The organism is Cellulomonas sp. PhB150 (genome assembly GCF_003755175.1).
In the GTDB taxonomy this organism is placed as follows: domain Bacteria; phylum Actinomycetota; class Actinomycetes; order Actinomycetales; family Cellulomonadaceae; genus Cellulomonas.
Genome location: NZ_RKHX01000006.1, coordinates 43,919 through 63,450, shown reverse-complemented (window position 1 = coordinate 63,450; position 19,532 = coordinate 43,919). Strand labels below are relative to the sequence as shown.

Annotated in this window: 16 protein-coding genes; 14 read left to right on the top strand and 2 right to left on the bottom strand. The window is 74.4% G+C overall.

Going from position 1 to position 19,532, the window contains the following annotated elements; translation table 11 throughout:
* Window positions 1-65: 65 nt before the first annotated feature.
* Window positions 66-1,367, bottom strand: coding sequence for a sugar ABC transporter substrate-binding protein (locus EDF34_RS17075; RefSeq protein WP_123372722.1), 1,302 nt, complete (start codon window positions 1,365-1,367; stop codon window positions 66-68).
* Window positions 1,368-1,540: 173 nt separating this feature from the next.
* Between EDF34_RS17075 and EDF34_RS17070 the strand changes: the two genes are divergently transcribed.
* Window positions 1,541-3,553, top strand: a complete 2,013-nt coding sequence (locus EDF34_RS17070) for a glycogen debranching N-terminal domain-containing protein (RefSeq protein WP_370450092.1) — start codon at window positions 1,541-1,543, stop codon at window positions 3,551-3,553.
* A gap of 4 nt (window positions 3,554-3,557) precedes the next feature.
* Here the strand turns inward: EDF34_RS17070 and EDF34_RS17065 are convergent, their stop codons facing one another.
* Window positions 3,558-6,089 carry a LuxR family transcriptional regulator gene (locus tag EDF34_RS17065; protein ID WP_148076675.1) on the bottom strand — a complete coding sequence of 844 codons (2,532 nt, stop codon included), beginning with the start codon at window positions 6,087-6,089 and terminating at the stop codon, window positions 3,558-3,560.
* 353 nt (window positions 6,090-6,442) lie between these two features.
* Here EDF34_RS17065 and EDF34_RS17060 point away from each other — a divergent pair, with 353 nt between their 5' ends.
* The 13 genes from EDF34_RS17060 to EDF34_RS17005 are packed head-to-tail and all read left to right on the top strand — an operon-like array spanning window position 6,443 to window position 19,525.
* Window positions 6,443-8,008 (top strand): phage tail sheath family protein, encoded by a 1,566-nt coding sequence (locus EDF34_RS17060; protein WP_123372720.1) that lies wholly within the window; start codon window positions 6,443-6,445, stop codon window positions 8,006-8,008.
* 40 nt (window positions 8,009-8,048) lie between these two features.
* Window positions 8,049-8,528 (top strand): phage tail protein, encoded by a 480-nt coding sequence (locus tag EDF34_RS17055; RefSeq protein ID WP_123372719.1) that lies wholly within the window; start codon window positions 8,049-8,051, stop codon window positions 8,526-8,528.
* A complete protein-coding gene (locus EDF34_RS17050; protein ID WP_123372718.1) occupies window positions 8,525-9,004 on the top strand; it encodes a hypothetical protein in 480 nt (159 codons plus the stop codon). The genes EDF34_RS17055 and EDF34_RS17050 overlap by 4 nt, the downstream gene beginning before the upstream one ends.
* 2 nt (window positions 9,005-9,006) lie before the next feature.
* Window positions 9,007-9,180: a DUF6760 family protein gene (locus tag EDF34_RS17725; protein WP_199737959.1), complete on the top strand. Its 174-nt coding sequence runs from the start codon at window positions 9,007-9,009 to the stop codon at window positions 9,178-9,180.
* Window positions 9,173-9,637 carry a phage tail protein gene (locus EDF34_RS17045; RefSeq protein ID WP_123372717.1) on the top strand — a complete coding sequence of 155 codons (465 nt, stop codon included), beginning with the start codon at window positions 9,173-9,175 and terminating at the stop codon, window positions 9,635-9,637. The genes EDF34_RS17725 and EDF34_RS17045 overlap by 8 nt, the downstream gene beginning before the upstream one ends.
* Window positions 9,634-12,996 carry a hypothetical protein gene (locus EDF34_RS17040; protein WP_148076674.1) on the top strand — a complete coding sequence of 1,121 codons (3,363 nt, stop codon included), beginning with the start codon at window positions 9,634-9,636 and terminating at the stop codon, window positions 12,994-12,996. The genes EDF34_RS17045 and EDF34_RS17040 overlap by 4 nt, the downstream gene beginning before the upstream one ends.
* Window positions 12,996-13,652: a LysM peptidoglycan-binding domain-containing protein gene (locus tag EDF34_RS17035; RefSeq protein ID WP_123372715.1), complete on the top strand. Its 657-nt coding sequence runs from the start codon at window positions 12,996-12,998 to the stop codon at window positions 13,650-13,652. Before EDF34_RS17040 ends, EDF34_RS17035 begins: the two co-directional genes overlap by 1 nt.
* Window positions 13,649-15,409: a phage baseplate assembly protein V gene (locus tag EDF34_RS17030; RefSeq protein ID WP_158615114.1), complete on the top strand. Its 1,761-nt coding sequence runs from the start codon at window positions 13,649-13,651 to the stop codon at window positions 15,407-15,409. Before EDF34_RS17035 ends, EDF34_RS17030 begins: the two co-directional genes overlap by 4 nt.
* Window positions 15,409-15,837: a GPW/gp25 family protein gene (locus EDF34_RS17025; RefSeq protein ID WP_123372713.1), complete on the top strand. Its 429-nt coding sequence runs from the start codon at window positions 15,409-15,411 to the stop codon at window positions 15,835-15,837. The genes EDF34_RS17030 and EDF34_RS17025 overlap by 1 nt, the downstream gene beginning before the upstream one ends.
* Window positions 15,837-17,777, top strand: a complete 1,941-nt coding sequence (locus EDF34_RS17020; protein ID WP_123372712.1) for a putative baseplate assembly protein — start codon at window positions 15,837-15,839, stop codon at window positions 17,775-17,777. The genes EDF34_RS17025 and EDF34_RS17020 overlap by 1 nt, the downstream gene beginning before the upstream one ends.
* Entirely contained in the window at window positions 17,774-18,328 is a 555-nt protein-coding gene (locus EDF34_RS17015) for a phage tail protein (RefSeq protein ID WP_123372711.1), read from the top strand. The genes EDF34_RS17020 and EDF34_RS17015 overlap by 4 nt, the downstream gene beginning before the upstream one ends.
* Entirely contained in the window at window positions 18,325-18,792 is a 468-nt protein-coding gene (locus EDF34_RS17010) for a hypothetical protein (protein WP_123372710.1), read from the top strand. The genes EDF34_RS17015 and EDF34_RS17010 overlap by 4 nt, the downstream gene beginning before the upstream one ends.
* A 7-nt stretch (window positions 18,793-18,799) precedes the next feature.
* Entirely contained in the window at window positions 18,800-19,525 is a 726-nt protein-coding gene (locus EDF34_RS17005) for a YqjF family protein (protein WP_123372709.1), read from the top strand.
* Window positions 19,526-19,532 lie beyond the last annotated feature (7 nt).

Below are 19,532 nucleotides of genomic sequence, written 5' to 3'. Positions count from 1 at the left end.
CGTCTCTGAGTGCTCCGTGCGAGGCGGAGGGCGGGGACCGTCGACCGGTCCCCGCCCTCGCGACCTCAGCCCTGGGCTGCCGTGAGTGCAGCCTCACCGTTGGTCTGGGTCTCCTTCAAGATCTGGGCAGGGTCGCCCGTCTTGAGGCCCTCGATCTTGGAGTCGAAGTCCGCGAGCACCGAGTCGAAGCCCGGCACGGGCACCGGGCCCTTCGACTTGTCGAGGTTCTCGAGGTAGACGACCTGGTCCGGGAAGTTCTCCTTGGTCCAGTCCGCCAGGCTCAGGCGGGCCGGCGTCGCGCCGAAGCTCTTCGCTGCGGCCTTGGCCTGCTCGTCGCTCTCGAAGAACTTCACCAGGTCGACCGCACCACCGAGGTTCTTGCTCTTCGCGGCGACGCCCCAGCAGTTGGAGAAGTTCAGCGTGCCGATACCGGCGGGGCCGGCGGGCATCGCGACGGTCGTGTACTTCACGTCCGGGTAGTCCGAGGTCATGACCGAGGGCAGCCAGCCGCCCTCGACCGTCATCGCGGCCTTCTGCATGCCGAAGGCCTCACCGCCCCAGCCGGCGCCCACGTCGGCGGCCCACGCGAACGAGCCGTCCTTGAGCATGTCCTGCAGGTAGGTCAGCGCCTGCGTGTTCTCGGGCGAGTCCGCGGTGACCTGGGTGTTGTCGTCGTTCATGAACCAGCCACCGGCCCCGACCATGAACGCGCCGACGCGGTCACGCGTGGCACCGAACGACAGGCCGACCTGGTCCTTGGTCGTGAGCTTCTTCGCCACGGCGTGCAGCTGGTCCCACGTCGTGGGGATGTCGGCGTCCGTGAGGCCGGCCTTGTCCCAGGCGGCGGTGTTGATCGAGAGCGCGAGCACGCCCGCCGACTCCTTGGGCACGCACTGCACGTCACCGTTGATCGTGTAGCTCTTCAGCGTCGTGGCGTCGTACTCCGTGAGGTCGACGTCCTTGCCGTACGGGTAGAGGTTGCCGGCCTGCGCGTACAGGCCGACGCGTGCGGGGTCGACGTAGAACAGGTCCGGCGGGTTGCCGCCGGAGAACGCCTGGCCGAGCTGCTGAGTCAGGTCCTGGGCCGGGATGACGGTGACCTTGATGCCGGTCTTGGCGGTGTAGGCCTTGGCGGTGTCCTGCACGGTCGTCGTCTCGGCCGGGCCGGACGAGCCGATCATGATCGTCAGCGGCTCCTTGTTCGGCGCGGCCTGCGTCTCGCCGCCGCCGCTCGCGGAGCTGGAGGGCGACGAGCTGTCGTCGAAGTCGCTCGAGCACGCCGCGAGCGCGACGAGCGAGAGTGCCGCGGCGGCCGCGGCGAACGCTGCTCGGCGGCGGTGTCCGAGCTGGCTGGGGGAACGGGGCATGGGCTGCTCTCTCTCCTCATGCGTCTTTGCGTCGGGTCTGCGAGGGTGCTGTGGTCATTTGATCGATCTAGTACGCTGCGTTGCGGACGGTCTTGAACGATCAAGTGAATTCCTGCATCGTGCTTCAGAGCGCAAGACCTGTCAAGCGCAACCGATCGACAAGGAGGCCGATTGTGAGCCGTCAACCCCTGCTGCACGACCTGCTGGTCACGCTCGCGGCCCCGACCCAGGCGTGGTCCGGCCGCGACGGCCAGATCCGCGGGACGGGCGCCCAGGGCGTGTTCCACTCGGACGTCCGGGTGCTCCAGCGCGCCGTCCTGACCGTGGGCGACGAGGAGCCCGAGACGATCTCGGCAGGGCCGGCGGCCGACGGCTCGGTCCAGGTCATCGCCCTGGCGCGCGGCATCGACGGGCCCGGCGCGGACCCGACCGTGCGGGTCACCCGCGTGCGCCGGGTCGCCCCCGGCAGGGTCGTCGAGAGCATCGAGCTGTCGAGCGCCCTGGAGCACGACGTCGCCACCCGGCTGCACCTCGCCGTCGCCACCGACCTGGCGACGATGGAGCAGATCAAGTCCGGCCGCCCGCCGGCCGCAGCAGCATCCCCGGCCGCGGACGGCGCGAGCCTGCGCTGGACCGACGGCACCGTCTCCGCGGTGCTCACCGGCGCGGGCGCTTCCGTCGACGCGGACGCGCTGACCTGGGACGTCGTGGTCCCCGCGCGCGGTTCCGTCGCGGTGGAGTGGGCGCTCGCCGCCGACGACACGAGTGCGGTCGTCGGCCCCGCGGTCGGCTCGTCGAAAGCCTGGGCCGACGTGCGGGTGGAGGCCGACGACCCCCGGCTGGGCCGCCTCGTCGCGCGCAGCCTCGCCGACCTGCGGGGACTGCTCATGGCCCGCGTCGACACCCCGGAGGACACCTTTCTCGCGGCCGGCGCCCCGTGGTTCTTCACGCTCTTCGGTCGCGACTCGATCATCGCCGCCCGGATGCTGCTGCCGCTGGGCACCGAGCTGGCGGCCGGCACGCTGCGCACCCTCGCCGGCCTGCAGGGCCGCCGGTCCGACCCGGAGACGGCCGAGCAGCCCGGCAAGATCATGCACGAGCTGCGCCGCGAGCCGCTCGTGCTGGAGAACGAGGGCGTCGAGCTGCCCGCGCTCTACTACGGCACCGTCGACGCGACCCCGCTGTGGGTCTGCCTGCTGCACGACGCCTGGACCTGGGGCATGCCCGACGACGAGGTCCGCGCGCTCCTGCCGCACCTCGAGGCCGCGCTCGCGTGGATGGCCGAGCACGGCGACGCGGACGGCGACGGCTTCCTCGAGTACGTCGACGAGTCCGGCCGCGGGCTGGCGAACCAGGGCTGGAAGGACTCGGGCGACTCGATCCAGTTCCGCGACGGCCGCCTGGCCGACGGGCCGATCGCGCTGGCCGAGGTGCAGGGCTACGCCTACGAGGCCGCGAGGTCCGGCGCGGCGCTGCTCGAGGCCTTCGACCGGCCGGGCGCGGATCGCTGGCGCGCGTGGGCTTCCGAGCTCGCGGCTCGGTTCCGGGCGGCGTTCTGGCTCGAGGACGACCTCGGCCCCTACCCGGCGATCGCTCTCGACCGCGACAAGGTTCGCGTCGACGCCGTGGCCTCCAACATGGGCCACCTGCTCGGCACGGGCATCCTCGACGAGAAGGAGAGCTCGCTCGTCGCACGCCGCCTCGTCGACCCCGAGCTCTGCTCCGGCTACGGCCTGCGCACGATGGCGACGAGCTCCGCCGGCTACTGGCCGCTGAAGTACCACGGCGGGTCGGTCTGGACCCACGACACGGGCCTCGCCGTGCTCGGCCTGGCCCGCGCCGGCCACGGCGAGGAGGCGGGGATCCTCGCCGCCGGTCTGCTCGAGGCGGCCGAGGACTTCGACTTCCGGATGCCGGAGCTGTACGGGGGCGACGCGGCCGACGAGGTCGCCCGCGCGGTCGCGTACCCGGCGGCCTGCCGCCCGCAGGCCTGGTCCGCGGCGACCTCGGTCGCGCTGGTCACCGCGCTGCTCGGGCTCTCGCCGGACGGGGACGCGCCGCGGCTGGCTCCGATCACGCCGTCCCCCGTCGGCGCCCTGCGCGTGGCGGGTCTCCGCGTCCGCGGCCGGACGTTCGAGGCGGCCGTGGACGCGGCCGGGACGGTGGTCGACGCGCCATCGGCGTGAGGACCTACCGCAGCACCCCGGACAGCCCCTCCCGGGAGTGCACCCCGGTCTTGGCGAACACCCGCGCCAGGTGCGAGTCCACCGTCCGCACGGACAGGGTCAGCCGGGTGGCGATGGCCCGCGAGGTCATCCCCCCGGCGGCGAGCCCGGCGATCTCCCGCTCGCGCGGGGTCAGCGCGATGGCCGTCTCCACCGGCGGCAGCCACAGCCCGCACCGGTTGAGGTCGCGCTCGGCGATCCGCGCGAGATCGAGGTCCGCGGAGGCCAGGGCGGCGACGTGCTGGGCGACGGCCTCGGCGCGCGGGCCCTCGACCATCGCGGCGAGCTCTGCGACCCGGTCGACCACGTCCTGCGGCGGCGCGCCCGCCCGCAGGCAGCGGTGCAGCGCCTCGAGCTCGACGCGGTGGAAGCCCTGGTCCCGTGCCCACGCCACGAGCGACTCCGCCTCGACGCGCGTGCCGGGATCGCGCAGCCAGGCCAGCGTGTCGACGCGCAGCAGGCGGATCTCGGCCCCGAAGAGCGCCGACGCGCGCAGCGGCCGCATCGGCAGGACGTCGAGGAGCTGCCGGGCGAGCGACGCGTTCCCCGCCGCGGCGGCCGCGAGCGCCTCGGCCGCGCCCGTGTAGCCGGAGGCCCCGCCGCGGTCGCCGCCCTGGCTGCGGGCGTTGGCCGCGCGCAGGTCGGCCGCGGCCTGCGACCACGAGCCGTGCGCCATCGCGACCAGGCCGCGGCTCGCCTGCGCGGCCACCCAGTCCAGGACGACGCCCTCGCCCTCGAGGTCCTCGCCCAGGCCGCCGAGCGTGTCGAGCTCACCGGACCACATCTGCACCGAGAACATGCCGATCGCGATCTCGCCGGGCGCCCACCGGTAGTGGTCCAGGTGCGCGAGCGCGACGGGCAGGTACCGGGCGCTGAGCGAGCGGGCCTCGGCGTACCGGCCGGCGTAGCCCAGGCCGATGACCGTCGGGCAGACCAGGCGGACGACGGCCCCGGGGACCCGCGCGTCGGACAGCACGGCGAGGGCCTCGTCGCGGGTCTCGGCGAGGTGGCCCGCGAAGCCCGCGCGGACCAGGTCGGCGGCGGCCAGCTCGGCCTCCCACGGGCCGGGCTCGGCGCGCGCGGCGAGCCACGCGCGGGTCTCGTCGAGCGGGCGGACGGCCTCGTCCAGCTCGTGGTCCTGGTACTGGACGGCGACCGCGACGAGCTGCGCGGCCCGGACCATCGCGGTGGTCACCTCGGCGGGCAGCGGGACGACGGCCACGGGCCGCAGCACGTCGAGCACCTCGAGCGCGTCGCGCTCGGCGCGGGCCAGCTCGTTGAGCGACCACCACGCCTCCGCGCGCCACAGCACGAGCTCGGCCCACCCGGGCGACCCGACGGGCACGGTGCGCAGGGCCACGTCGACGAGCCGCACGACGACGTCCGCCTGGCCGACCGCGAACGCCGAGTCGATCGCCGCCTGCAGCCGCGGCAGCCCCACGGCGATCCCGCTGTCGAGCGCGAGGGCGACCGAGCGCACGAGGGAGGCGCCGCTGACGGTGTGCAGGGACGAGGCGACGAGGTCGAGCACCTCGCGGCGGCGGCCGCCCGGCACGCCGGCGCGCACGGCCTCGGCGTACAGGGAGTGCGCGAGGTCGACGACCACGTCGCTGCCGCCCGCGTCGGAGATCTGCGAGCGCACCGTGGCCACCCCGGCGTGCACGAGCTCGTCCACGGCGGTGCGCGGGACCACGTCGAGCAGCATGCTCAGGGGCGCGGGGCACAGGAGTGCGACGACCTCGAGCGCGCGGCGCCCCTCCGGGGACAGCCGCGCGGTGTCGTTCTCGACCAGCTCGAGCAGCCGGCCCCCCGGTGCCCCGCGGCCGGTCCAGACCCACACGCCGCCGTGGTCCTTGAGGCCGCCCGACGCGCGCTCGGAGCGGACCAGCTCACGCGCGTGGAAGATGTTGCCGCGGGTCTCGCCCCAGATGCGGCGGACCGTGTCGACCGTCGTCGGTCCGCCCAGCTCCGCGGTGAGCCACTGCTCGATCTCCGCGGCGGTGAACGGCGCGAGGTCGACGCGCTCGACGACGTCGTCCTTCCACAGCTCGAGCCACGGGCTGCCCGAGGCTCCCGACGGCCGCGTCGTGGCGACCATGAGCACGTCACCCTGCCGCACCACCCAGCTCAGGGCCTGCGCGGAGGCGTCGTCGAGCAGGTGCGCGTCGTCGACCCGCAGGACCACGGGGCCGCCGTGCGTGCTGGACGTCAGCGACTCGCCGAGCGCGCGCACCGTGCGCGCGAAGCTGCCGAGGGTCAGCAGGCCGTCGTCGCCGAGCAACGGCTCGAGCGCGGCCAGGGGCATGCCGTCGCGGGCCGCGGCGCCCGAGAGCGCGACGACGAGTGCACGCTCGCCGTCGCCGAGCGTGAGGTGGTCCAGGGCCCGCGCGGCGACGGCCGTCTTGCCGACCCCGGCCTCGCCGACGACGAGCACGCTGCGGCCCTGCTCGAGCGACGCGCGCACCTCCGCGACCGCGGTGCGCCGCGAGTCCGGCATGAACCGCTCCCGCACGGGAGACGTCGACGGCTGCGGCGACCCCGCGTAGGAGGACGTGGGGGCAGAGGGGCGTGGGGAGACGGCCACGTCACCTCCCACCTCGCGCGCGGCCCAGGAAATGCAGGACCGAGGTCCATCATGTCGCGTCATCTCCTGAGGTAAAGGACACCCGGGGACGAGTCACCCGGTCCGTCCCACATGACGGTCATCACACGTTGCGTAGCGATTACCGATGCCCCTGCTCGGCGGGATTCCTAGCCTCGCAAAGACACACTCGCGTCTTCGGTCTCCGTGCACACACAGGCTCATTCAGCCCGGGCAGCGGAGGCACCTCCCGAGAGAAGGAATGGCCAGTGCCTACTTACACCGCACCCGGCGTGTACGTCGAGGAGATCCCCTCGTCCCAGAAGGTCCTGGCCTCGGCACCGACCGCCGTCGCCGCCTTCGTCGGCTTCACCGAGCGTGCGCCGCAGGACGACCCGCTGGACCCGGACGGCCTCGCGCCGCGGCTCGTGACGAGCTGGACCCAGTACGAGGCGCTGTACGGCGGCTTCGTCGAGGGCGCGATCCTGCCGCTGTCGGTCTACGGCTTCTTCCTCAACGGCGGCGCGATGGCCTACATCGTGCGCATCCCCAACGCCGAGCCCTCCGGCGAGCCGGCCCGCCTGAGCCTGCCGGCCACGGACCGCTCGCTCGGCCTGCCGCTCGCGATCGAGTCCGTCGAGCCCGACGCGAACATCACGGTCGTCGTCGAGACGCTCGAGACCGAGGACGAGGACGGCCCCGCGCCGTTCAGCATCACGATCGTCGACGCCGGCGAGGTCGTGGAGTCGTACGACGACCTGACCATCGGTGGCCCGCGCGACGCCGCGACCGTCATCAACAAGACGTCGACCAAGGTCAAGGTCGAGCTCAAGCTCGAGAAGGACGTCGACCTGTCCAGCCAGCTCGAGGTCCTCAAGCCCGGCGCCTACTCGCTCGAGAAGGCCGCGCCCGTCGCGACGCCCGTCTCGGGCCGCAAGTTCGCCGGCTCGGAGACGGCCCGCTCGGGCATCAACGGCCTCGCGATCGCCGAGGACGTCACGATCGTGGCCGTCCCGGACCTGATCACGGCCGCGACGAAGGCGGACGGCTCGCTCGACCTGGGGCTGTGGAAGGCCGTGCAGACCGCGCTCATCGCGCACTGCGAGCTGCACGCCAACCGCGTCGCGATCCTCGACGCCCCTCCCGGGCTCTCCCCGCAGCAGGTCAAGGAGTGGCGCTCGGAGTCGGCGCAGTACGACTCGGCCTTCGCCGCGCTGTACTACCCCTGGATCAAGGTCGAGAACCCGACCGGCACCAACGGCAACTCCGAGATCCTCGTCCCGCCGTCGGGCCACGTGGCCGGCCTGTGGGCCCGGACCGACGAGACGCGCGGCGTGTGGAAGGCCCCGGCCAACGACACCCTGCGCGGCGTGCTCGACGTCGAGCGCTCGATCACCCAGAACGAGCAGGGCATCCTCAACCCGATCGGCATCAACGCGATCCGCCCGTTCGGCACCCGCGGCATCCGCGTGTGGGGCGCCCGCACCCTCGCCTCGGACACCGACTGGCAGTACATCAACGTGCGTCGCCTGTTCAACATGATCGAGTCGACGATCCTCGAGGGCACCCAGTGGGCCGTCTTCGAGCCGAACGACGTCGCCCTGTGGGAGGGCGTCAAGCGCACGCTCAACGCCTACCTGCGCGGTCTGTGGTCTGCCGGCGCGCTGTTCGGCGCCAGCCCCGACCAGGCGTTCTTCGTCAACTGCGACGCGACGACGAACCCCCCGGAGTCGATCGACGCCGGCAGGCTCGTCGTCGAGGTCGGCATCGCGCCGGTCAAGCCCGCCGAGTTCGTCATCTTCCGGATCAGCCAGAACAAGCAGATCGCGTCCTGACGCGCTCGCGCCGGCCCACACCTAGACGAGGAGCACCTTCATGCCCAACGCCCTGATCAACACCGACCCGCTGATCGCCCAGAACTTCTTCCTCGAGATCGACGGCTCCGTCGTCACGATCCTCGCGTCCGTGAGCGGCCTCGACGTCGAGATGGAGGTGGCCACGACGCAGCAGGTCGGCAAGGACGGCAAGTCGCAGACCATCAAGACGCTCGCCGGCCGCAACAAGACCGGCGACCTGACGCTGACGCGCCTGGCCCCGCCGGACTCGAAGCAGGACAAGCTGTGGGCCTGGTTCCACGACATCCGCACCAAGGGCATCGCGCTGAGCGACCGCACCAGCAACCGCAAGAACGGCTCCGTGGTGCTGTACGACTCGACGCACGTCGAGGTGGCGCGGTTCAACTTCACGAACGCCTGGCCGAGCAAGATCGCGACCGACCAGCTCAGCGTGGACTCGAACGACCCGATCAAGGAGAACATCACCCTCGTGATCGAGACGCTCGAGCGGGTCAAGTGACCCTCAAGACCCGTTACGAGTTCACCCTGCCGCGGGGCTACGTCGACCGCGACGGGGGTCTCCACCGCGACGGCGTCATGCGCCTCGCGACGGCCCGTGACGAGCTGGAGCCGCTGCGCGACCCCACCGTCACGGGCCCGGACGACCCGCGTCTGACGATCGTCGTCCTGGCCCGCGTGGTGGAGGAGCTCGGCACGCTGTCCCAGGTCACGCCGCACGAGATCGAGGGTCTCTTCGCGGCGGACCTGGCGTACCTGCAGGACTTCTACGGAGTGATCAACTTCGGCACGCAGGAGGAGTTCGACGAGTTCGTCGCGGCTCAGCGCGCGCTCGGCGTGGCGACCGGGGTCTCGGCCCCGGCGCCCGTCGCGCCTCCTGTGCCCGACGAGGCACCCGCGGCGGCCCCCGAGGCCGGCGTCAGCCTGCCCCGGCCCGGCCGGGCGTCCATCGAGGAGATCCGTACCGAGGCCCGCTAGCCATGCTTCGCTACCCGGTCGACGCGTTGTGGCAGGAGATCGCCTACCTGGCGTACCACCTGCACTGGCCGCTCGCCGACCTGCTGGACCTCGAGCACATGGACCGCGTGCGCATGGTGCGCGCGGTCTCGGCCATGAACGCCCGAGCATGGGAAGCGGTGAGAGACAGTGCCTGAGCAGCCGCTCGGTGGCGACGCACCCGTCTCCACCAACTTCCTGTTCGAGGTGGACGGCGTCGAGATCGGCGCCTTCAAGGAGGTCTCCGGCCTCCAGGTCACGGCCACGACGCACACCTACGTCGAGGGCGGCCAGAACCAGTACGTGCATCGGTTCCCCGGCGTGCTGACCTGGCCGAACCTCGTGTTCCGCCGCGGCCTGGTCAACTCCGACGCGCTGTTCGCGTGGGTCGGCAAGACCTCGGGCGACGGGTTCGCCGCCAACCAGAACAAGCTCACGCGCGCGACGGGCGCCGTCACGGTGGTCGACCACCTCGGCACGCGCCTGCGCTCGTGGGAGTTCGAGGGCGTCTTCGCGGTCGCCTGGGCCGGCCCGCGCCTGTCCATCGACCAGCCCGAGGCCCTCGTCGAGACCCTCGAGGTCGCGCACAACGGGTTCAAGGCGTCGGACAAGTGAGCACCGACCCCGGGCCTGTTCGGGTGCCCGACGACAACACCCGGCTCGGCCGGGCCGTCGCCGCGCGCATGCGCCGGCCGGGTCCGCGCCTGGGCCGGCTGCGTCCGTCGCCGATCGGCTCGGTCGCGTCGTCGTCGGTCCGCATGGCCAGCGGCTGGGGCCGCCCGGTCGCGGTGCGTCGTGCGCTGGCCGGGCCGTCGGCACCGATGGCCGTCCGCTCGACCGCGGGCGCCGACGTCGCTCCGCCGCGCTGGTGGGCCGAGACCGCGCCGCTGCGTGCCGCGAGCCTCGCCGCCGAGCAGGCCGCCGAGATGCCCCGCGGCCTGCCCCTCATGGTCCAGCGCATCCCCGACGAGGCCACGCGCCGCCCCGGCGCCGTACCCGCGCGGCTCAAGCCCGAGACGATCCGCGTCCGCGTGAGCGCCGACGTGCGCGCCGCAGGCACGATGGTGACCGACAGCGACGGCGCCCGCGCCCGCTCGGCCCACGTCTCCCCCGCTCCACCCGGTTCCACGTCCACGGTCGCCCGGTCCCGACCGGGGAACGACGAGGGGTCCGGGCGCTCGTCGTCCACCGCGCCGCCCGCCGGCCGCGTCACCCGGACTCCCGGAACCGCCGAGACGACGAGCCCGCCGCTCACCTCACCCGTCGCGGCCGCGCCGTCCCCGGGCGGTCGGCTGCTGCGCCGACGCGCCCTCGCGACGGCCGTCGCAGCCGCGCGCACGGAGCGCGCGGCACTGACCGCCACGCCGTCGCGCACCCGCACCGCGGTGCCCGCCGGGCAGACGAACCTCCCTGGCGCGCTCGCTCCGTTGTCGGCCCCCGGCTCCCGCGCTGACGTGCGGCGCGCCACCGCCGCCGGTGCCCTCCCGACCAGCAGCGCGCCGGCCGCCAAGCTCCGCCCCGCGGCGACGCCCACGCTGACTGCGCCGACCGCGGCCGGGGTGCTGGGCGCACGGGCCGCCGGGGCCATGACGGGCACGGCGGGCACGACGGGTTCGACGCCCACGAGCGAGGCCGCGTCGAGCGTGCCGGGCCGGACCGCGCCGACGGCCACCACCCCTGCCGTCGCGGCGACCCCGTCGGGCGGGACCCGTGGAGACGCGCCCGCGCCCGCCGCGTCGACGCCCTCCACGCCCTCCACGTCGGCGGCGGTCTCGGGGTCGACCGCCTCCCCCTCGGGTGCGGCGTCGTCACCGGCAGCTCCGCTCGCTTCTGCGGGACCGGCCGGTGCCGCCCCGGGCGCGAGCTCGGGATCCCGCGCGTCGGCCGAGACCCGCGCCGCTGCGTCGTCGACGGTCGGATCCCCCGCGTCGGCGCCGGTCGCCCCCGCGCCGCTCGACCCCGCCGCCTCGACCGCCATCGCGCCGTCCGCCACCGCTCCCGCGCCGGGCTCGGCGACCGCCCCGCCCGCCGGGCTGGCGATGACCGGGCTGGTGCGCGGCGGCGTGACGGGTGCGGCGGCCCCCGGGCTGCCGGTCGTGGCGCGTCGATCGCTCGCCGGGGCGCTGCGCCGCGTGCTCACGCCCGCCCTGCGCGGCACCACGGGGTCGACCGGCGACGCGACCGCCCGCGCGCGGCTCAGCGTCGCTCCCGGCACCGCGCCCGCCGCCGCCGCGATCCGGCTCGGGACCGCTGAGCGGGCCGACGTCGCGGGGCTCGGGGCGCCCGCCGCCGGCCGCCTTGCCGGGCGTCACGCCGCACCGAGCGTCACGGCCAGCAGCGCGAGCGCCGTCGCCGCGAGCGCACCCGCCCCGGCGCCTGCCATGGCTTCGCCCGCGAGCACGGCCGGTGGGGCCCCGGCCGTCGCCGGCCCGTCGGAGAACGGCGTCGCCCGGATCGGCGCATCGACGACCACGTCCGCGACGACCACAGCCGCGCCCGGATCCCCGACATCGACCGCGGCACCGGCGGCGCCGGGCCTCGCCGCGCGATCGGCCGGAGCGACCGCGACGCCCAGCACCGCGCCCGCATCGACCGCCGCCACGAGCGCTGCCGCCTCGACGAGCCCGACCGCCGCCGGGACGCCCGCACCGCTCCGCCGCCTGGCCTCCCTCACCGCGAGCGCCGCGAGTTCCGCGCACCCCACCGCCACGCCCTCCACGCACGCCGGCACGCGCCCGACCCCGCACGAGCGCCCGAGCACCCAGCTCCCCGGCGCGGGCCACCACCGCCTCGGCCACCGCCCCGGCTGGGCGGACGACACCCGCCGCGGGCTCGGCATCGAGCGCGGCACGGTCCGGCGCGCGACGCGCTCGTCGGGCGCTCGGTCCTCGTCGACGATCGCGGTCGGCGCGCAGCCCGGGCTGCCGGGCCCGAACGCGCAGTCCGCCGCGCGGCTCGCCGCCGCACGCGTGGGCGAGCCAGTCGCGGCGACGCCCGCGGGCTCCACGAGGACGACGTCGGTCCTGTCGAGCAGCCCCGCGGCCCCGACCGGCACGCCGACGGCAGGCGCCCCCCGCTCGTCGTCGCCCGGCGTGCTCGCGGCACCCGCCCCGGCTCGCCCGGTCCGCCGCTCGGCGACGAGCGGGTCGAACGCCGCCGCGTCGGCCACCGCGCTCTCGTCGGCCGCCACGACCCTCCCCGCCGGGCACGCCGCCTGGGAGTCCTCCACGGCCGACGCCCCCGGCCCCGGCTTCGCGCTGAGGATGATGGCTCCGCAGTCGGTCCGGCCGGCGTCGGGCGCGGCCGGCGGTCGCGGCATGACCGCGCGTCCCGCCTTCGCGGGCCTCGTGACCGGGACGCCGACGACGCCCGCGGCCCCGGGCACGCGGGCATCGGGCCCCAAGGTCCGTCGGTGGACCAAGGGCACGCCCGCCCCCGTCGCCCGCGGCGGGTCGCTGACCGACGCCGGCTCGCACCGCGGCATCGTCGGGACCGTCGCCCCCGCCCTCGCCGCAGGGCCCGGCAACGCACCCCCCACCCCGGGCGTCGCCGCGAGCGTCCCCGCCCTGCCCGCCCAGTGGTCGATGCTGCCGCCGCGCACCGCCGGCCTGGCCCGCCCGTCCGACGCACCGACGATCGGCGACTCGCGCGACGCGGGCTCGCCGCCGCCGGTGCCCGCCTCCGCCCTCGGGGCGCCCGCGGGATCGATGATGGCGGCCCTGCTCGCCTCGTCCGACCCCGCGCTCGCCGCGCCCTCGCCCGACGTCTCGGGAGTCCCCATGAGCTTCACGTCAGCCGGCAGCCCCGCCGGGACCCACGCCGTCGACGTCGACGCCATCGAGCAGCGCGTGATCGACCGGCTCGAGCAGTGGAAGCGTGACGAGCTCGACGACCACGTGCTGCGGCTCGTGGAGCGGCGGCTGCAGGAAGAGACCGAGCGCCGCTCCTGGCGCCGTGGCACGGAGGTGTTCTGATGGCCGGCGTCGAGAAGGCGTACCTCGAGATCGAGGGTGGCGCGCGCGTGCCGTGCCTGTTCAACCCCGCCGAGCTGCAGATCAGCCGCTCCAACTCGTGGGCCGGTGACTCCATGCCGGGCCGCGGGGTGCCGCGCCTGCGCTACACGGGTGCCGAGTCGGGCGTGCTCAAGGTCGACCTGTTCTTCGACACCACCGACACCGGCACCGCCGTGTCCACGTACACCGGCAAGATCGTCGCGCTCATGGACGTCGACCCGACCCTGCCGGGCTCGGACGAGACGAGCCACAACGTGCGACCGCCGTACGTGACGTTCCACTGGGGCGACCTGCACTCGTTCAAGGCCGTGGTGAGCGACCTGCAGCTCGCGTTCACCTACTTCTCCGGCACGGGCACGCCCCTGCGCGCGACCATGTCGCTGACGATGCGGCAGTACGAGCCGTCGAACGCGTTCGGCCGGCAGAACCCGACCTCGGGCACGCCCAAGCCGCACCGCGTGCACCGCGTGCAGGCCGGCGAGACGCTCGACCGGATCGCCGCGACCTACTACGGCGACTCGACGCGCTGGCGCACGCTCGCGGCGGCCAACGCGATCGCCGACCCCCTGAGCCTGCGACCCGGCAGCCTCATCAGCGTCCCGCGGATCGACTCGTGACGGTCACGCGTCCCGAGACGCTCCTGACCGCGCCGCGGATCCTCGTCGGCGGGTCGGACCTGCCCGAGACCTGGCTGGCCAACCTCGTCGAGCTGCGCGTGCAGCGCGGGCTGCGGGCCATCGGGCGCGCGACCATCACGTTCGACGACCCGGTGTACGCGCTCGGCAAGGCCACGCTGCTCAAGGTCGGCACCGAGGTGCGCATCAAGGCGGCCGACACGGCCGGCTCGCTGCTGCACCGGGGCACGGTCACCGCGGTCGAGCGCGAGCTCACCCCCCGGTACGGCGCGCGGCTCGTCGTGACCGTCGACGACAAGGGCTACGACCTGACCCGCTCGTCGGTCGCGGAGACCTACCACCAGATGAAGCTGTCCGACGTGGTGACCGCGCTCGCGTCGGCGGCCGGGCTCACCGCGAAGGTGTCCGGCCTGCCGGCGACCCTCCTGCCGTTCTCGATGCGCACCGACTCGGCGCTGGGGCTCATCGACGAGATCTGCACGCGCTACGGGTGCGACTGGGTGGTCGACGACGCGGCACTGGCGCTCTGGCCCGCAGCCACCGGCACCCTGCCCGGCACGTCGGCCGCGACGCTGCAGGCGGAGGTCGACCTGCAGGCGCTCTCGGTCCGCCAGGTCAGCGACGCCCCGACCACCGTCACCGTGCGCGGCTGGGACGCGACGAAGCGGGCGGCCGTCACCGCGTCGGCGACGTCGCCGACGGCCCGCGCGGGCATCACGCCGACCGACCAGTCGGGCAAGAAGTTCGTCCGCGAGGGTGCCCGGGTGGCCGTGAGCACCGCGGAGGACGCCAAGCTCGTCGCCACGGGGCTGGCCGCCCGCACCGGCCGCATCGTGGCCCGCGGGTCGGCGCTGTTCACGCCCTCGCTGCGCGTCGGCGGGACGCTGAAGATCGAGGGCGCGGGGCCGTCCAACGGGACGTACTACGTCCGCGAGGTCACGCACGTCCTCGACACCAACGGCGGCCGCACCTCGTTCGTCGCGGGCGACCGCGACCCCGTGCTGCTCAGCGACCCGTGGGACGAGCCGCCCAGCATCTCGAGCTTTCGCCGCAGCGGGCTCGCGGTGGCGATCGTCGACGGCATCAACGACCCCGACGTGCTGGGCCGCGTGAGTGTGACGCTGCCGACCACGTCGGGCCAGTCGAAGTCGGCGTGGGCGCGCGTGCTGCAGCTCGGCGCGGGCGAGCAGCGCGGCCACCTGTTCATGCCCGACGTGGGCGACGAGGTGCTCGTGGGGTTCGAGGACGACGACCTGGCCCGGCCCGTGGTGCTCGGCGGGCTGTTCGGCGGCATCGCCAAGCCGCACCGCACCGCCGTCGACAAGGGCGCGGTCGTCGCGCAGGCGATCCAGACGAAGTCCGGCCACCAGCTCGAGTTCTCCGAGGGAACCGAGCCCGCCAAGCAGCACATCCTGCTCTCGGCCGCGGGCGGCACGCAGCAGCTGCGGCTCGGCAAGGACACGGTCACGCTCGAGGCCGCGGACGGCGTGCCGCTGACCATCAAGGTCGGCACCGCGTCCATCGCGTTCGACGGCAAGGGCGCGATCACCGTCGACGCCACCACGATCACCCTCAAGGGCAAGACGAAGGTGTCGGTCGAGGCCACGGACGTGGAGGTCGCGGCCAAGGTCGGCCTCACACTGGAGGGGACGAACGCGAGCCTCAAGGCCAAGGCCCAGGGCGTCGTGCAGTCCAGCGGGATCCAGGAGATCAAGGGAGCGATGGTGAAGATCAACTGATGAGCGAGCCCACCACCGTCCCCGGCACCTCCCCCGACTTCGTCGGGCGGGGCTTCGCCTGGCCGCTCGGCGTCGACCACACCGGGTCGATCGCGCTCACGGCGCCCGGCGGCGACCTCGAGGACTCGATCCGCGTCGTGCTGCTCACCGCGCCCGGCGAGCGCCTCATGCGCCCGCAGTTCGGCTGCCGGATCTGGGACCTGCTGTTCGAGCCGGTCAACGCCAACCTCGTCGGCCTCATCTCGCAGGCCGTGCGCGACGCGCTCGCCCAGTGGGAGCCGCGCATCGAGGTCGAGGACGTCTCGCCCGTGCAGGACGACGACGACTCCGGGCTGGTGCGGATCTCGATCGCCTACCGTGTGCGCGCGACGAACGACCGCCGCAACCTCGTCTACCCCTTCTACGTCATCCCCCGTGAGGACGCCTGATGCCGCCCCTGGACCCGCCCCACCTCGACGACCGCTCCTTCCAGGACATCGTCGACGAGACCAAGCGGCTCATCCCCCGGTTCACCCCCGAGTGGACCAACCACAACGTGTCCGACCCCGGCGTCGCGCTCATCGAGCTGTTCGCCTGGATGTCGGAGATGGTGCTGTTCCGCGTCAACCAGGTGCCCGACCGGATGTACGTGCACTTCCTCAACCTCGTCGGGATCGAGCCGTTCCCGCCGAGCGTCGCGCACGCCGACCTGACGTTCTGGCTCTCGGCACCCGCCGAGCGGCCCGTTCGCGTGCCCGCCGGCACGCAGGTCGCGACCGTCGGCGAGGACGCCGTCGTGTTCTCGACGTCCGTCGAGACGCTCGTCGAGCCGCCCGTCCTGTTCGCCGCGCAGGCCGCCAACGCCGCCGGCCAGACGCTCGACGTCTGGGAGGACGTCGTGGTCCCCGGGGCCGCGGCGCTGTGCTTCCCGTCCGAGCCGGTCACGCCCGGCGACGCGCTCTACCTGGGCGTGCGCGGGTCGCTCGCCGGGTACGCGGTGCGCGTCGACCTGGCCGCGCGCGCCGAGGGCATCGGCGTCGACCCCCGCAACCCCCCGCTCGCGTGGGAGGTCTGGGACGGCGAGGCGTGGGTCGCGTGCCTGCTCGAGTCCGACGGCACGGGCGGGCTGAACAAGTCCGGGTCCGTGGTCCTGCTCGTGCCCCAGACGCACGAGCCGCTGCTGCTCGGCGGCGTCCTGGCGCACTGGCTGCGCGTGCGGCTCACGCGCCCGCAGCCGGGGCAGCCCACGTTCCAGGCCTCGCCGCGCATCTCGTCGGCCTCGCTGCACGCCGTGGGCATCACGGTGCCCGCCGAGCACGCGACGACCGCCCCGGCCGAGCTGCTCGGCCACTCGACCGGCGCGCCCGGCCAGGTGTTCCGCGTGTCGGTCTCGCCGGTCGCCGAGCGGCGCGACGAGGAGGGCGTGCTCGTCGTCGACCGCGGCCGCACCGAGCTGTGGACCGAGGTCCCCGACTTCTCCGCCTCCGGCCCGGCCGACAAGCACGTGGTCTGGGAGTCGACGACCGGTGAGGTCCGGTTCGGCCCGGCGATCCGGTACCCCGACGGCCTCGTCCGCCAGCACGGCGCGATCCCGGCCGACGGTGCCGAGGTCCGCGTCAGCGCCTACCGCACCGGCGGCGGCGCGCGCGGCAACGTCGGCGCCCGCACGCTCACGTCGCTGCGCAGCGGCGTGCCGTTCGTCGCGACGGTCTCCAACGCGCGTGCCGCGCTCGGTGGCGTCGACCCCGAGTCGGTCGCCGAGGCCAAGCTGCGCGGTCCCCTGACGCTGCGCACGGGTCAGCGCGCGGTCACCGCGTCCGACTTCGAGGCCATCACCGCGCAGGCCTCGATCGAGGTCGCGCGCGCCCGCTGCCTGCCCGCGTCGCAGAGCGGCTCGTCCGTGGTGCGCGTCCTGGTGGTCCCGCAGCTGCGCACCGACCCCCGCACGCACCGGATCGACGACTTCGCGCTGTCCTCCGAGCTGTTCGACGCGGTCGCGGGAGCGATCGAGTCCGCCCGGATGGTCGGCGTGCCGGTCGAGGTCGGCACGCCCTTCTACCAGGGCATCAGCGTCGCGGCGCTCGTCCGCGCGCTGCCCGGCCGGCCCGCGGCGATGGTGCGCCAGCGCGTCTCGGACGCCCTGACCCGCTTCGTCCACCCGCTCACCGGCGGGCCCGACGGCGGCGGCTGGCCGTTCGACGCCGCGCTGACCGCGACCGCGGCCGCGCAGGTGGTCGAGGCCGTCGACGGCGTGCTCGCGGTCGACGAGCTGCAGCTGTTCGAGTACGACCTGCGCACCGGCCGCCGCATCGGCGACGGCCGCGAGACGATCGTCCCCTCCGAGCACGCTCTGTTCCTGTCCGCCGACCACCGCGTGGTGGTCCGATGACCGGTCGCCACTCCGACTGGCTCCTGCGCCAGCTGCCCCACGGCATGCAGGCGGAGGACTTCTTCGTGCGGTTCGTCTCGATCTTCCAGGAGGAGGCCGGCACGCTCCTGCAGCACGCCGACAACCTTCCCCACCTGGCCGACGTCGACCTGACCCCGCCGGCGATGGTGCGCCAGATGGCCCAGTGGCTCGGCCGCAGCATCGACCCCTCCTACCCGCAGGACGTGCAGCGACGTATCCTGCGGACAGCAGCGGCGACGCTGCAGTGGCGGGGCACGGCGACGGGTCTGGCGCGCATCGTGGAGCTCTACTCGGGCGGTCCGGTGCAGGTCAGCGAGAGCGGCGGCGTCTACGCCGAGGGCGAGGCGCCCGACGGTCCGGCGTGGGTGGTGCTCGAGGTCGAGTCGACCGGCACGCTCGCCGAGCCGGACTTCGTGCGCCTGGTGCTCGACGAGGTCCCCGCGCACGTGCACGTCGAGGTCCGGGTGTCCGGCCGACGAGTCTGGCCGGTCCTGACCGGGACCGCCGAAGAAGGAGAGCTGGCGTCATGACCGACCTCGACGCGACACGCGAAGACCTCGTGGTGACCTGCCCCGAGTGCGGGTCGATCGCCCACGTGCGCGCGGGTCAGCGGCTCGCGAGCGACTTCTGCCCCACGTGCGACTACCCGCTGTTCTGGGCCAGGCCCACGGCAGCGGCGGCCGAGACCCAGGACTCCCCCGACGCCCGCTGGCGCGCGCCGGGCGCCTCGGGGACCGCCGCCGTCTCGACGCTCGGCTGCCCCGCCTGCTCCGAGCTCAACCTGCCGACCGCGCTGACCTGCGTGCGCTGCGGCGCGAGCATGACGCCCCCGCCGCCGCCGGTCGAGCCGCCGCCACCCGCACCCGCACCCGTCGTGTTCGTGCAGGCGCCGGCCGAGCCGGTCGCGTGCACGCACTGGGACACGTGGTGGGTGGTCGCGGTGACCGCCACGGTGACGGCCGCGGTCACGCTGCTGCTGGTCTGGTGGCTCTAGCCCTGGCATGGATCCGATCCAGGCGACCGCGACGCCGCTGACCCGGCGGATCATCCTCACGCAGGAGTGGCAGCGGGTCACCTTCCTGCACTGGCGCGTGCCGGCGCAGGACGTCGCGCCGCTGCTGCCGTCCGGCACCCGGCCCGACGAGCACGACGGCAGCTCCTGGGTCGGCCTCATCGCGTTCCGGATGGTCCGGTTCGCGCTCGAGCCCGGCCCGCCGCTGCCCTACATCGGGACGTTTCCCGAGATCAACGTCCGGCTCTACACGGTCGACGACGACGGCCGGCGCGGCGTGCTGTTCCGCTCGCTGGAGGCCACCCGGCTGCTCACGGTGCTCGGCGCACGCGCGGTCATGAACGTGCCGTACGAGTGGGCGCGGATGTCGATCCGCCGCACGGGCGACGAGCTCGACTACCGCTCACGGCGGCTGACCGGCTCGCGTCCGACGTCGCGCATCGTCGTCCGGCCCGGGACCGAGCCCGTGCGGGACGACCCGCTCGCCGACTTCCTCACGGCACGCTGGGGCATGCACACGCGGCTGCGCGGGCAGACCCGGTACGTGCCCAACGACCACGAGCCGTGGGCACTGCGGCGCGCCACGCTCGTCTCGCTGGAGGACGAGCTCGTCACCGCCGCCGGCCTGCCCGGCGTGACGACCCGCGCCCCGGACTCGGTCCTGTACTCCCCCGGCGTCCACGCCCGCTTCTCCGGCCCGGAGCCGCGGGCGTAGGAACGCC

Coding starts and splice junctions, on each gene's coding strand:
- EDF34_RS17020 (WP_123372712.1), top strand. CDS start 15,837: ATGCCGCCCCTGGACCCGCCCCACCTCGACGACCGCTCCTTCCAGGAC.
- EDF34_RS17025 (WP_123372713.1), top strand. CDS start 15,409: ATGAGCGAGCCCACCACCGTCCCCGGCACCTCCCCCGACTTCGTCGGG.
- EDF34_RS17065 (WP_148076675.1), bottom strand. CDS start 6,089: ATGCCGGACTCGCGGCGCACCGCGGTCGCGGAGGTGCGCGCGTCGCTC.
- EDF34_RS17075 (WP_123372722.1), bottom strand. CDS start 1,367: ATGCCCCGTTCCCCCAGCCAGCTCGGACACCGCCGCCGAGCAGCGTTC.
- EDF34_RS17055 (WP_123372719.1), top strand. CDS start 8,049: ATGCCCAACGCCCTGATCAACACCGACCCGCTGATCGCCCAGAACTTC.
- EDF34_RS17725 (WP_199737959.1), top strand. CDS start 9,007: ATGCTTCGCTACCCGGTCGACGCGTTGTGGCAGGAGATCGCCTACCTG.
- EDF34_RS17015 (WP_123372711.1), top strand. CDS start 17,774: ATGACCGGTCGCCACTCCGACTGGCTCCTGCGCCAGCTGCCCCACGGC.
- EDF34_RS17010 (WP_123372710.1), top strand. CDS start 18,325: ATGACCGACCTCGACGCGACACGCGAAGACCTCGTGGTGACCTGCCCC.
- EDF34_RS17005 (WP_123372709.1), top strand. CDS start 18,800: ATGGATCCGATCCAGGCGACCGCGACGCCGCTGACCCGGCGGATCATC.
- EDF34_RS17035 (WP_123372715.1), top strand. CDS start 12,996: ATGGCCGGCGTCGAGAAGGCGTACCTCGAGATCGAGGGTGGCGCGCGC.